The following is a 12,536-nucleotide window of genomic DNA, read 5'->3' on the forward strand; positions in this document are numbered from 1 at the left end:
GCCATTTTTTGCTAGCGTTGGCGCACAACAACAGGACGCGCGCCATGAGCAGCCTTACCCAGCCCGCCACTGCTTTTCGTCACGCCACCGCCGACGGCTACAGCCTCGGAGGTTTCCTCTGGCGTCACGCCGAACCCGACGCCCAGCGTCCCCTGGTGATCATCAACGCCGCGACTTCGGTGCGTTGCCGCTACTACTCGCGTTTTGCCGACTACCTGTTCGCCCACGGCTGGGATGTGCTGACCTACGACTACCGTGGCATCGGCGAGTCACGCCCGAATTCGCTACGCGGGTTCAAGGCGTCCTGGAGTGACTGGGGGCAGTTGGATTTCGAAGCCATGCTGACCTATGCCGCACAGCAGTTTCCAGGGCAGCCCGTGGATGTGGTCGGGCACAGCTTCGGCGGTTGCGCAGTAGGACTGGCGCCGTCGGCCGGGCAGGTGCGGCGGGTGGTGATGGTAGGGGCGCAATTCGCCTATTGGCGTGACTATGCGGCGGACCAGCGTTGGCGGCTGTTGGGTAAATGGCATGTGGTGATGCCGTTGCTGACGCGGGTTTTCGGGTATTTCCCCGGCAAGCGTCTGGGCTGGATGGAAGATACACCGGCGGGGGTGGTACAGGACTGGACGGCGCGCACTCCACGTTACGAGCAGCGCCCCAGCGGGAGGCAGCTGCAAGGCTTGCCCTTTGCCCAGGTGCGCGCTGCGACGCTGGCGATCAGCCTGACCGACGACCCGTTTGGCACGGTGGCGGCGACAGAGCGCCTGCTGGGGTACTTGAAGCATGCACAGCGGTTGCACCTGCGCCTGGCGCCTGTGGATATCTCAGTCCGAGAGATCGGCCATTTCGCATTCTTCCACGACCGCTTCCGCGAGCCGCTGTGGCCGATTGCGCTTGCCTGGTTGCAGCGGGGGGAGGTTTCGGCCGAGTGGGCGGGGCAGATCTTTTCGGCCTGATTGCCGGCAAGCCGGCCCCTGCAGCGGTCTTGCAGGACCCGGCTTGCCGGCGATGAATCACGCGGGGCTCACGCCAGGCGCGAGAGTGGCTGCTCGGCGAACTTCACGCCAGCCAAACCCTGCTTGATCAGTGCACGGATATTGCCGTGGTCGCTGCCTTCAGGGGTCGCCAGCACGCTGCGGTAGTGCTCGCCGAATGCCAGCAGTGCTTCCTCATCGCTCAGGCCTTCTAGCAGGGCCAGGCCCAAGGTCTTGCACGAGCCTTCGTTCTGGCCGGCGGCGTTCTCGACACCGCCGTTGTTGAAGGCCTGCGGCTGGTAGCTGTAGTGGGCGGCAATGAACGCCAGGGTGTCGGCAAAGACGTGTTCGCCGCTGGTCAGGCTGGCGCGCAGGGAATTCAGATCAGTCACGAGGTTTTCCTTTTTCAAACGCCGCTTGCTGCTCGGCGCTGGCTTCTTTCTGGTATTGGGCTTTCCACTCGGCGTAGGGCATGCCGTACACCGCTTCGCGCGCATCATCCATGCTCAGTTCGACCTGGCGCTCGTCGGCGGCGGCCTTGTACCACTTCGACAGGCAGTTTCGGCAGAAGCCGGAGAGGTTCATCAGGTCGATGTTCTGAACATCGGTGCGTTTTTGCAGGTGTTCGACCAGGCGCCGGAATGCGGCGGCCTCGAGTTCGAGTTGCTGTTGAGGCGTCATGGGGTTCTCTCAGGTCATGCGATTCTTCAGGTGACGGCCGCCATTGATGACCACCTGGCTGCCGGTGCTGTACTGGCTGGCAAGCAGGTATTTGACCGTCTCGATCAGTGGGCCGGCGCCGGGTTCGAATTCCAGCAGGGCCTTTTTCAGCGTCTGCTGGCGGTACGCTTCATCGCCGCCTTCCTTGAGGATCAACAGGCCCGGGAGGATACCGTTGACATGCACCTTGGGCGCATATTTTTCGGCGAATGACAGCACCATGTTCTGCAATGCGGCCTTGGTGGCGGCATAGCCGATGTGGCTCTTGCTGCCGCGCGAGGAGGTCTCGTCGCAGATGTGAATGATATCGGCCTTGTCCACCTTGGACAGCAGGTCGCCCAGTGCCAGGTTCAGGTGGTAGGGCGCTTCGACGTGAAGGCGGAACATGGTCTCGAGGTTGTCGAGGCCGTCATCCAGCCACAGCGAAGCGTTGTGGATGATCGCTCGCAATCCGTCGTAATGACTGTGCAGGAAGTCGATCAATGCCTGGCGATCGGCCTGCTGGCAGAGGTCGGCCTTGAACGGGACGATATTCGGGTGCGCAGGTTGCGGCTGGAGGCTGCGGCTGGCACTGATCACCGTATGGCCGGCCTGTGCCAGTTCGAGGGCCAGAGCCAGCCCGACACGCTGGCTGGCTCCGGTAACGAGGATTGGGCTGTTCATGTTCGGGCGGTCAACTTGTCTGTCCTTTCATTGCTGACCAGCATACCCGAACTGTTTCCCTCTTGCGTGGCCTGGCCTCAACGGCTGCGTAGCGCCGCGCCGGTGTGTGGCGTGGCATTAAGCCAGTTGGCCAGCAGGCGGGTGGAGAGAGGAATGAAGACATAGACCATCACGGGGGTCAGCATCAGTGTGCTGAGCATCACCCGGGGTACCAGGTCCAAGGCCGCCAGCCAATGGCCGAACAGCAGATTGAACAGCAGCGAAACCGGGAAGAAGGCGAGCCAGATAGCAACGGCTTGCTTCCAACGCGGCGGTTTTTGCACCATATTAGTGCCGAACCAGTCGTCAATGCCGGTTACGCGCCTCTCTTTGGGGCGCTCGAACAGGCCGTTGCCCCGCTGCAACCAGGCTCGGCGCGAGGCGGAATGTTCCCAAGCGTGCAGGGTGGGTTCGTCGCTGAAGCGGAAGATGATCTGAAATTCATCGCCATCGTGGGGCGGTGCGAGGATGCCCGAACCAAGATAGCCGGGAAAATCGGTGGCCAGTTGCTCGCCTTCGTGTAGCCAGGCCAGCAAGTCCTGGTAGCGGCCATGGGCGGCGCGACGTGACACCATCAGGGTGACGGGTGGCGTAGACATCGTGTATCTCCTGACGACGGGGCTGGCGGGTAGCTGGCCCCTTGGCTGTGTCGCCCGGGGTGGTGGGCGACGCAGGCGAACATGCAAGAATCGGGCACGGATTATCGCGACTGTTGAGCGCCAGGCAAGTCTCAGGCGGCGAACGGTCACAGACCGATAATCTATTCTGTCGTAGTAGTATGCGCGTTCAATCAAAGCGCACAGGGTGCTTAGTGCAGATGAACAAAACGGCAATGGAGGCCGGCCTGGAACACCAGGACCTGTTTCCAATCCGCGAAGTTTCCCGCCTCACGGGCGTCAACCCGGTGACCCTGCGTGCCTGGGAGAGGCGCTACGGGCTGATCCAACCGACCCGAACCGACAGTGGCCATCGTCTTTATTCCCAAGCCGATATCGACGACATTCGCCTGATCCTGGGCTGGCTCGAGCGTGGTGTCGCGGTGAGCAAGGTCGGTGGCATTCTTGCCCGAGGCCAGGCCGTGGCGCGCGAAGCCCGTCCCGCCGTCACAGCCAATGCCCAGGGGCCGTGCCAGGCCCGGTTACGCGAGGCCTTGCGCACCTTCGACAGCGCGATTCTGGGGCAGTTGTTCGACCAGGCATTGGCCCATGGCACCCTACAGAACGCTTTCACGGAGCTGTTTCTGCCGGTCTGGCACGATCTGGCGGCAGGGCATGGGATGTTTGGGCAGACCAGCGAATGGCTGTTCCTTGATCAGTTCTTGCGAGGACGCGTGCTGTCGCTGCTGCAGTCTTCGCGCAAGAGCGGTACTCAGCGAGTGCTGATGGCGGCTCTGCCCGGGCCTTGCCAAGAGCTGGAGTTGCTGGTGGCCGGCCTGCTCTTGAGCAGTGATGACGTGGCGGTGACCTTGCTGGCCCCAGGGCAACCGCTTGAAGAACTCACGCTGGTCTGCGAGCGGTTGCGTCCCGCTGCCTTGGTGATGTTCTCCAATCACCGATTGACGCTGGACCTTGGCAAACGTTTGGTGCGCCTGGTGGTGGGGCTGGAGTGCCCACTACTCTTGGCTGGAGAAGCCGCGGAGCTGGCCCAGGACAGTCTGGCAGGAAGCCCGGTGGCGTGTCTGGGCGCTGAGGCGGGGTTGATGCGGCGGCGCTTGCGGCAGTTTCTGGCCGGTCAGCTCGATACCTGAGCGTACAGTTCAGGGTGGGCCTGGCGATGTGCCTGGAGAATGTACTCGCGCAGCCGCTCGATTTCTTCAGCCGGGCTTTGGCTCAGGTCATAGGCAGCCAGATCTGGACCAATGCGCCGGCCCAGAGTCCCCTGCAACTCGATCGGGGTGATTCCACCTGGGGCGAAATACAGCTCGAAATGCGCTGGGGCATGCTTGAGGTCACGAACTTCCAGCAGCGCCCCTTTGAAGGAGATTTCGCGCACCCACAGTCCGCTGACCTTGTCGTGAGCATCGAGCAACGCGCTCGGCTGGTCCAGCGTCAGGCGCCAGGGACGCAGCATCGGGCCGTCCTCGTAGATTTCCGGTGAGCCCAGTTGCAGGTGCAGGGCGTGGAACTCGTCTTCGACCAGTTGCAGCGGGAAGCTGATCTGCTGGTTGTTGAATTGGGCCTGCAACGTCACCTGCTCATTGGCCACCAGGCGGGTGAGCAAGGTCTGGATGCGGCGGTCGCCATTGACCAGCAGGCTCGACATGGGGTCGGCCAGGTTCAGCTGCGGCGTGTGCTGCATGCCCTGTATGAAGTCCAGCTCGTCCTGGGTCAGGAGCGCGTTTGCTTGCATGATCGAACTCGGAGGCGATTTCTTCAACGGGATGGACAATGCTCCTGGGGCTTGGTTCAGGTACGTTCGTCGGAATTCAGGCGGGCATTGAGTTCGGCCAGCTCGCGCTCCAGCTCGACCTGCCGGCTGACATCCTTCTGGATGCCGATGAAATAGGTTCGTTGCTCGGCGTCGTTCTTGACCGGTGTGATGGACAACTCGTTCCAGAAAGCCGTGCCGTCCTTGCGGTAGTTGCGTAGCACTTCTCGGCACGGGCGGCCTTCGGCGAGGGCTTTGCGGATGCGCGCACGGCCGAGTTGATCGCGATCGTCGGCCTGCAGGAAACGGCAGTCCTGGTAGAGAATCTCATCCCGGCTGTATCCGGTCAGGCGTTCGAACGCCGCGTTCACGTAGATCAGGATGGTGTCTTCGCCCTCCTGTTCGGCAACCACGATACCGTCGTTGGACGCATCGACCATGGATTGCAGCAATTGCGCGTTGATCATGTCCGGGCCATCAATTGAAAAGGAGGACTATGGTAGAGGCGGCCTTTTGCCAGCGCCGGATGTTAGTATCCTACGTTTTCACTCAGTTTCGGAATCCTCTCCCCGATGAAAGTCGCCATTATTTCCGGGTCGGTGTATGGCACCGCCGAAGAAGTCGCCCGTCACGCCGAGTCCTTGCTCAAGGCAGCAGGTTTCGACGCCTGGCACGCTGCGCGGGCTACGTTGCAGGATTTGCAGGGCTTCGCGCCAGAGGCCTTGCTGGCGGTCACCTCGACCACCGGCATGGGTGAGCTGCCGGACAACATCATGCCGCTGTACTGCACCATTCGTGACACCTTGCCCGCTGCCTGGCGTGGCCTGCCGGGCGCGGTGATCGCCCTGGGCGACTCCAGCTACGGTGATACCTTCTGCGGTGGCGGCGAGCAAATGCGCGAGCTGTTCGCCGAACTGGGCGTGCGTGAAGTGCAGCCGATGCTGCGTCTGGATGCGAGCGAGACGGTAACCCCGGAGGCCGATGCCGAGCCTTGGCTGGCCGAGCTGGCCCAGGCGCTCAAAGGCTGATTCCAGCGGCTCCTGCCAGGTCCGCTGCGGACCTCGCAGGAGCCGGCTTGGCGGCGATGAGGTCGGTCAAGACGCTCAAGGCGCCTGCCGCACCAATTGCAACCATGCCTGCGCCGCCCGCGACAGATAGGCCCCGCGCCGCCAGATAAAGGCGATGTCCCAGCGCAGCTCCGTGGGCGCGCGCAGTGCCAGGCGCACCACTCCGGGGCGCTCCAGCGCTTTTGCCACCACCCGGGGCAGCAGCACCACGCCTTGGCCCGCTGCCACCAGCGCAGCCAGAAAGTCAGCCTGGCCGCTGCGTCCACCTTCCTTCGGCGTGAATCCCTGCTGCTGACAAGCCTTGAGCAAGCGGTCGTTCAGTACGAAGCTGCGCTGGTACAGCAGAAACGGTGTCTCGGCCAACTGATGTAGATCGATCTGGCCCAGGCCCGCCAATGCATGCCCAGCCGGCAACAGCACATCCAAAGGCTCGTTACAGAACGGTTGGTACGCGAAGGCCGGGTCACTGGGCGTCAGGCTGCCGCCAAGTTCCAGTTCGCCGGTTCTCACCGCTTGTTCCATGCTGTGGCTGCCGCCTTCGAGCAGTTGGATCGAGATATTCGGGTAGCGCCGTCGATACTCGGCGAACAGCCCCGCGAACAAGGCATCGCTGCCTAACAGCGGCAGGCCAAGGCGCAGTTCACCCCGGCCCATCTGGTTCAGGTCGTCGAGTTCTTCGAGTAGCGCCTGGCGTTGGCGCAGCAAGGCTTCGCCACGCTCAAGGACGATGCGCCCGGCAGCGGTCAGGTGCAGCTGCGAAGCCTGGCGCTCCAGCAGGGGCTGGCCTACATCTTGCTCAAGTTGAGCGACCTGTTTGCTGACCGCGGACTGGCTGATGTGCAGGGTGTGCGCGGCTTGCGTGAACCCCCCGCGGTTGACCACTTCGATGAAGCTACGCAGTTGTTTGAATTCCATGGCCTGAATTCCAAAATGGAATGCCGTGCAGTCTAACAATTCGCTTCTGGCCTAGGCAGGCAAATTTTAAGATGAGGGCCTGTCGAGGACTCCCCCATGAAACCCGCGTTACTGAAAAAGATCCTGCGTCTGCTTGGCGAGCTGGCGGTGCTGTTGGCGTTGTTCCTGCTCGGCGGCCAATTGGCCGCCTGGTTGGGCTGGCCCATCCCGGGCGGTGTGATGGGGCTTGCGCTGCTGTTGCTGCTGTTTGCCAGCGGCGTGATCAAACCCGCCACCTTGCAACTGGGCGCCGGCTGGCTGATGGCTGAGATGCTGCTGTTCTTCATTCCGGCACTGATGAGCCTGCTCGACTACGGCGCCTTGATGCGCCACGAAGGCTGGCGAATATTGCTGGTGATCGCCGTGAGCACACTGATGGTGATGGTGGTCACTGCCGTGACCGTCGAGTGGGTGTGTCGCTGGAGGCTGCGCCATGAGTCTTGAGCCCATGCCGCTATTCTGGTTGGCCCTGACCCTGGCCGCCTACCTGGGCAGCCGCTGGCTGTACCGGCGTAGCGGTCGCTACCTGCTGTCGCCGTTGATACTGGTGCCAACGCTGCTGTTGGCGGTCGCCATTCCGCTGCACACGGCCTACGCCGAGTACGCACGCAACACCCATTGGCTGATGAGTGTCCTTGGGCCGGTGACCGTGGCATTCGCGGTACCTATCTGGCAGCAGCGGGCCCTGTTGGCCCGGCACTGGCCAGCATTGTTGATCGGCATGGTGGCTGGCAGCGCGGCTTCCATTGCCAGCTCCTGGGGGCTGGCGCACCTGTTGGCGCTGGACAATGCGATCAGCCTGTCGCTGGTGCCTCGCTCGATCACCACGCCCTTCGCCATGCCGCTGGCCCACGACTTGGGTGGCGTCCCGGAGCTGACGGCCGTGTTCGTGATGTTCACCGGCGTGCTGGGGGCGATGTTCGGGGGTGTGCTGCTGCGTTGGTTGCCCTTGCGCACGCCTTTGGCCAGAGGGGCCCTGTTCGGGGTTGGGGCTCATGGCGCTGGGGTCAGTCGGGCGCAGGAAGTGGGCCGCGAAGAAGGTTCCGTGGCCGGCCTGGTCATGGTCCTGACGGGGCTGCTGAACCTGTTTGCGGCGCCGCTTCTGGCCATGCTGTTGTGACCGTTCGTGCCACTGACTCGCTGAGTCATCAAGCTGGCTGTCAACGCAAGTTTCTCTGCTTCGGCGGCTGGCTAGACTGAGGTTCGATGTAGAGAGCACATGTAAGTGCCGAGGTGACATGCAATGACCGCAGCCTTGCCCTATTCCACCAACCCTTATCCGACGGGACGATTCTGATGCCTTTGGCCGAGATTCCATTGTGCGTCTGGCGTACCCGGGGACAGCATTTCTCATTCCGGAGCCAGAGCATCCGCTACTGGACCGCAGGGCAAGGAGAGCCCCTGCTACTGTTGCACGGATTTCCCACCGCGAGTTGGGATTGGCACTACCTGTGGGCGCCGCTGGCTCAGCGCTTCCGGGTCATTGCCTGCGACATGCTGGGTTTTGGCGACTCTGCCAAACCGCTCAAACACACCTACAGCTTGATGGAGCAAGCCGACTTGCAGCAGGCTTTGCTTGCCCATCTGCAGGTCGACCAGCCGGTGCACCTGCTGGCGCATGGCTATGGTGGCAGCGTCGCCCAGGAGTTGCTGGCGCGACACCACGAACAGCGCGCGGACATCGCCAGTTGCGTGTTCCTCAACAGCGGATTGTTCCCCGAGCGCTGCCAGGTGTTGCTGATTCAAAAGCTCCTGCTCAGCCGGCTGGGTTGGCTGGTGGGCCGTTCGTTCGGGCGGGACGACCTGGTGCGCAGCGTCACCCAGATCTATGGCCCATGCACACATCCCAGCGAGAGCGCGCTGGACGATTGCTGGAGTCTGATCGCGGCCAACCGGGGTACACGCATTCTGCACAAGCTGGTGGGCTATGTACCCGAACGCAGGCTGCACCGCGAGCGCTGGGTCGCGGCAATGCAGCGCGCAGGGGTGCCGATGCGCTTGATCAACGGTGTGGTCGACCCGATCTCGGGCATCCGCATGGTCGAGCGCTACCGGGAACTGGTACCCGAGCCGGACACCGTGCAGCTACAAGGCATTGGCCATTACCCGCATACCGAGGCACCCGTGCAGGTGCTGCGTCACTACCTGGCGTTTCGCGAACAACCGTTGAGTGTCCTGCCGCTGAAGGTCGCCTGGTCCTGACCAGGCGATCATCGCCCTGCGTTATCGCCCGGCATTCAGCCTGAGTGAGCTTGATTGTTCGCCCTGCGGGGCTGGCGGACACTCGCTGCATCCAACCTGACCAGGAGCCACGAACATGAGCGAGCCGGTGCAACTGCAAGACCGAGTGGTGATCGTCACGGGAGCCGGGGGTGGCTTGGGCCGCGCCCATGCATTGTTGTTTGCCGAGCGTGGCGCCAAAGTCGTGGTCAACGATCTGGGCGGCTCGACCCACGGTGAAGGTGCCAGTGCTTCGGCGGCTGATCGCGTGGTGGCCGAGATCCGCGCTGCAGGGGGAACGGCGGTGGCCAACCATGACTCGGTCGCCGACGGCGCCCGTATCGTCGAGCAGGCCCTGGACAGCTTTGGTCGGGTCGATGTACTGGTGAACAATGCCGGCATCCTGCGTGACAAGACGTTCCACAAGATGGAAGACAGCGACTGGGATCAGGTCTATCAGGTGCATGTCGAAGGCGCCTACAAAGTGACCCATGCAGCCTGGCCGCACCTGCGCGCGCAGAACTGGGGACGCGTGATCTTCACCGCCTCGACGTCCGGCATCTACGGCAATTTCGGCCAGGCCAACTACGGGATGGCCAAGCTCGGCCTCTACGGCCTGACCCGTACACTGGCCATCGAAGGACGCAAGCATGGCGTTCTGGTCAATGCCATAGCGCCGACGGGGGGGACCCGAATGACCGAGGGGTTGATTCCGCCGCAAGTGTTCGACCGGCTCAAACCTGAGCTGATCAGCCCGCTGGTGGTGTACCTGGGTAGCGAGCAGTGCCAGGACACAGGTCAGCTATTCGAGGTCGGCGGTGGCTGGATTGGCAAAGTGCGCTGGGAGCGTAGTCTGGGCGTCGGCTTTGACCCACGGGAAGGTTTCACCCCCGAGCAGGTGGCGCAAAGCTGGGAACAAATCGGCGATTTCCAGGGTGCGGTACACCCAGAGGACAGCCTGCAGGCATTGCAGCAGATGATGGCGAATCTGCAGAAATATCCGCTGGGTTGATTGTGGCAAGCCAAAAAAAAAGACCGCTGCAAAGGCAGCGGCCAATCGAGACGTATGATCAAGGAGCTTCAAAATCAACGTCGGTGAACCCTGTTCGGCGCGAAAGGCGGGGGGGGAGAGCCCTTCGTGCCAGCCAGTGAGACAAGAATAAGCGCTTGATCCTGGGGGAAAAATAGTCGCTGGTGACATTCACCTTTACGTTTCGGGTAAAAGTGCCCGTAGCGCAATTCCTGTCTCTTTTCAGGTTTTCACCTCCGCCCTGCAGGCTTACTCAACCCTCGGCGAATAGCCCATCCGCCAACTGACCTCTTGAGCCGCCGCTAACAGCTGCCGTGCCGCCGGGCCAGATTCGTCGGCATGGAAGATCGAGGTTGGCCCCACCACGGTCATCACGGCGGCAATCTGGCCCATGGCATTGAATACGGGTGCCGACAGCGCATCGACCCCCGGCATCAGCAGGCCATGCACATGGTGCAGGCCGCGCGCGCGGATACCGGCCAGCACGGGTTCATAATCCGCAGGCGTTTGCCCCAGCGAAGCCAGCTCGCGGTCACGCAATTCTCGCGTTTCGCGTTCGGGCAGGTAGGCGGCGAAGACCAGCCCGGTCGAGGAACTCAGCAACGGCAATACCGAGCCGATCTGGGTCACCACGGTCACCGCACGCACCGCCGGCTCGATGCTCACCACGGTCGCTCCCTGGTTGCCCCACACCGCGATGAAGCAGCTTTCGTTGAGTTCGTCGCGCAACTGCGACAGCGGCAAGGCCGAGATTTTCAGCACATCGATGCTACCTAACGCGGCTAGCCCCACCCGCAAGGCCTCGCGTCCCAACCCATAGTGGTTGGTGGCTGCATCCTGCTCAGCGAAGCCGCTGGCGATCAGCGCCTGCAAATAGCGGTGCACCTTGCTTGCGGGCATCTGCACATGCTCGGCCAGACGCGACAACGACGTGGAAGGGGAGAGCTCGGCCAGGGCCTTGAGGATGTCGGTGCCGACTTCTGCCGAGCGGACCTTCTGCTTGCCGTTGTCGGCGGGGGGGCTGGCTTTGGCCATGGACTGGGGCTTCCGGAGTCTTCGAGTGGCGTCTTTATAGCTTGACGCCTTTCGGGGAGCAAATTACGTTATACGTAATCTGATTACGATAAAAACAATGCAGACGCGCTGCCTTCTCCCGCAGCCAGCTGCCAACAACGGCTCTGCACGAGCCCGGAGGCATCGATGAACAGTGACACGTCCCCCGACCTTCACTACTTGAGCGGCTTTGGCAACGAGTTTGCCAGTGAAGCGTTGCCTGGCGCATTGCCGGTGGGGCAGAACTCGCCGCAGAAAGCCCCTTACGGCCTGTACGCCGAACTGCTTTCCGGCACCGCCTTCACCATGGCCCGCAGCGAACTGCGTCGCACTTGGTTGTATCGCATTCGTCCCTCGGCACTGCACCCGCGCTTCGAGCGCCTCGAGCGCCAGCCACTGAACGGCCCGCTTGGTGCGAGCACTCCCAACCGCCTGCGTTGGAACCCACAGCCAATCCCCACCGAGGCCACCGATTTCATCGAAGGCTGGCTGCCAATGGTGGCCAACGCGTCGGCGGAAAAACCCGCTGGCGTCAGCATCTATATCTACAGCGCCAACCGTTCCATGGAACGGGTGTTCTTCAATGCCGACGGCGAACTGCTGCTGGTGCCGGAGCAGGGACGGTTGCGCATCGCCACCGAGCTTGGGGTCATGGAAGTCGAGCCGCTGGAAATCGCGGTGATCCCGCGGGGCATGAAGTTCCGTGTCGAACTTCTCGACGGCCACGCCCGTGGTTACCTGGCAGAGAACCATGGGGCGCCGCTGCGCATTCCGGAGCTGGGGCCAATCGGTAGCAATGGCCTGGCCAACCCGCGTGATTTCTTGACGCCGGTCGCCCATTACGAAGAGTCCACCGGGCCGGTACAACTGGTGCAGAAGTTCCTCGGCGAGCACTGGGCCTGCGAGCTGCAGCACTCGCCGTTGGATGTGGTCGCCTGGCACGGCAGTCATGTGCCCTACAAGTATGACCTGCGCCGTTTCAATACCTTGGGCACGGTCAGCTTCGACCACCCGGACCCATCCATTTTCACCGTGCTGACATCACCGACCAGCGTCCACGGCATGGCCAACATGGACTTCGTGATCTTCCCGCCACGCTGGATGGTGGCCGAGAACACCTTCCGACCCCCATGGTTCCACCGCAACCTGATGAATGAGTTCATGGGCCTGATCCAAGGCGCCTACGACGCCAAGGCCGAAGGTTTCCTGCCTGGCGGCGCTTCGCTGCATGGCGTGATGAGCGCCCACGGGCCGGATGCCGAAACGTGCGAGAAAGCCATCGCCGCAGACCTTGCGCCGCACAAGATCGACAACACCATGGCTTTCATGTTCGAGACCAGCCAGGTGCTGCGCCCAAGCCGCCATGCCCTCGAATGCCCCCAATTGCAGGCCGACTACGATAGTTGCTGGGCAACCCTGCCGAGCACCTTCAACCCGAACCGGAGATAA

Annotated in this window: 16 protein-coding genes; 8 read left to right on the top strand and 8 right to left on the bottom strand. The window is 62.6% G+C overall.

Annotated elements, in window-relative coordinates:
- The first annotated feature begins 44 nt into the window (after window positions 1–44).
- Window positions 45–956 carry an alpha/beta hydrolase family protein gene (locus IF103_RS03950; RefSeq protein WP_023378715.1) on the top strand — a complete coding sequence of 304 codons (912 nt, stop codon included), beginning with the start codon at window positions 45–47 and terminating at the stop codon, window positions 954–956.
- Window positions 957–1,024: 68 nt separating this feature from the next.
- Here the strand turns inward: IF103_RS03950 and IF103_RS03955 are convergent, their stop codons facing one another.
- The 4 genes from IF103_RS03955 to IF103_RS03970 all read right to left on the bottom strand — a co-directional run bounded on the left by IF103_RS03955 (window position 1,025) and on the right by IF103_RS03970 (window position 2,995).
- Entirely contained in the window at window positions 1,025–1,366 is a 342-nt protein-coding gene (locus tag IF103_RS03955; RefSeq protein WP_027908042.1) for a HopJ type III effector protein, read from the bottom strand.
- Complete coding sequence (locus tag IF103_RS03960; protein WP_023378717.1) at window positions 1,359–1,655, bottom strand: DUF1244 domain-containing protein; 297 nt, start codon at window positions 1,653–1,655, stop codon at window positions 1,359–1,361. The genes IF103_RS03955 and IF103_RS03960 overlap by 8 nt, the downstream gene beginning before the upstream one ends.
- A gap of 9 nt (window positions 1,656–1,664) precedes the next feature.
- Window positions 1,665–2,357 (bottom strand): dihydromonapterin reductase, encoded by a 693-nt coding sequence (folM, locus tag IF103_RS03965; protein ID WP_023378718.1) that lies wholly within the window; start codon window positions 2,355–2,357, stop codon window positions 1,665–1,667.
- A 77-nt stretch (window positions 2,358–2,434) separates the two neighbouring features.
- Window positions 2,435–2,995: a putative antibiotic biosynthesis monooxygenase gene (locus tag IF103_RS03970; protein WP_023378719.1), complete on the bottom strand. Its 561-nt coding sequence runs from the start codon at window positions 2,993–2,995 to the stop codon at window positions 2,435–2,437.
- Between the two features lie 218 nt (window positions 2,996–3,213).
- Between IF103_RS03970 and IF103_RS03975 the strand changes: the two genes are divergently transcribed.
- Window positions 3,214–4,143 (top strand): MerR family transcriptional regulator, encoded by a 930-nt coding sequence (locus IF103_RS03975; RefSeq protein ID WP_202675884.1) that lies wholly within the window; start codon window positions 3,214–3,216, stop codon window positions 4,141–4,143.
- On the opposite strand, the gene IF103_RS03980 is transcribed toward IF103_RS03975, so the two are convergent.
- On the bottom strand, window positions 4,128–4,745 hold the full coding sequence (locus tag IF103_RS03980; RefSeq protein WP_023378721.1) for a hypothetical protein: 618 nt from the start codon (window positions 4,743–4,745) through the stop codon (window positions 4,128–4,130). The two genes, IF103_RS03975 and IF103_RS03980, sit on opposite strands and share 16 nt — an antisense overlap.
- A gap of 56 nt (window positions 4,746–4,801) precedes the next feature.
- Window positions 4,802–5,230, bottom strand: coding sequence for a PAS domain S-box protein (locus IF103_RS03985; RefSeq protein ID WP_023378722.1), 429 nt, complete (start codon window positions 5,228–5,230; stop codon window positions 4,802–4,804).
- Between the two features lie 105 nt (window positions 5,231–5,335).
- Between IF103_RS03985 and IF103_RS03990 the strand changes: the two genes are divergently transcribed.
- Window positions 5,336–5,791, top strand: coding sequence for a flavodoxin (locus IF103_RS03990; protein WP_023378723.1), 456 nt, complete (start codon window positions 5,336–5,338; stop codon window positions 5,789–5,791).
- 75 nt (window positions 5,792–5,866) lie between these two features.
- Here IF103_RS03990 and IF103_RS03995 read toward each other — a convergent pair whose 3' ends face one another.
- Entirely contained in the window at window positions 5,867–6,745 is an 879-nt protein-coding gene (locus tag IF103_RS03995; protein WP_023378724.1) for a LysR family transcriptional regulator, read from the bottom strand.
- Between the two features lie 96 nt (window positions 6,746–6,841).
- On the opposite strand from IF103_RS03995, the gene IF103_RS04000 reads away from it, so the two are divergent.
- The 4 genes from IF103_RS04000 to IF103_RS04015 all read left to right on the top strand — a co-directional run bounded on the left by IF103_RS04000 (window position 6,842) and on the right by IF103_RS04015 (window position 10,016).
- Window positions 6,842–7,228, top strand: a complete 387-nt coding sequence (locus tag IF103_RS04000) for a CidA/LrgA family protein (RefSeq protein ID WP_023378725.1) — start codon at window positions 6,842–6,844, stop codon at window positions 7,226–7,228.
- Window positions 7,218–7,904, top strand: coding sequence for an LrgB family protein (locus IF103_RS04005; RefSeq protein ID WP_027908047.1), 687 nt, complete (start codon window positions 7,218–7,220; stop codon window positions 7,902–7,904). Before IF103_RS04000 ends, IF103_RS04005 begins: the two co-directional genes overlap by 11 nt.
- Window positions 7,905–8,080: 176 nt before the next feature.
- Window positions 8,081–8,986: an alpha/beta fold hydrolase gene (locus tag IF103_RS04010; RefSeq protein ID WP_104882160.1), complete on the top strand. Its 906-nt coding sequence runs from the start codon at window positions 8,081–8,083 to the stop codon at window positions 8,984–8,986.
- Window positions 8,987–9,101: 115 nt separating this feature from the next.
- Window positions 9,102–10,016, top strand: a complete 915-nt coding sequence (locus tag IF103_RS04015; RefSeq protein WP_104882159.1) for an SDR family oxidoreductase — start codon at window positions 9,102–9,104, stop codon at window positions 10,014–10,016.
- A gap of 267 nt (window positions 10,017–10,283) precedes the next feature.
- Here IF103_RS04015 and IF103_RS04020 read toward each other — a convergent pair whose 3' ends face one another.
- The gene (locus tag IF103_RS04020) at window positions 10,284–11,069 is read right to left on the bottom strand and encodes an IclR family transcriptional regulator (RefSeq protein ID WP_023378730.1); all 786 of its coding nucleotides are present in this window, start codon (window positions 11,067–11,069) and stop codon (window positions 10,284–10,286) included.
- Between the two features lie 165 nt (window positions 11,070–11,234).
- On the opposite strand from IF103_RS04020, the gene hmgA reads away from it, so the two are divergent.
- Window positions 11,235–12,536, top strand: coding sequence for a homogentisate 1,2-dioxygenase (hmgA, locus tag IF103_RS04025; RefSeq protein ID WP_027908051.1), 1,302 nt, complete (start codon window positions 11,235–11,237; stop codon window positions 12,534–12,536).

The organism is Pseudomonas sp. SK2 (genome assembly GCF_016772395.1).
Classification (GTDB): Bacteria; Pseudomonadota; Gammaproteobacteria; order Pseudomonadales; family Pseudomonadaceae; genus Aquipseudomonas; species Aquipseudomonas taiwanensis.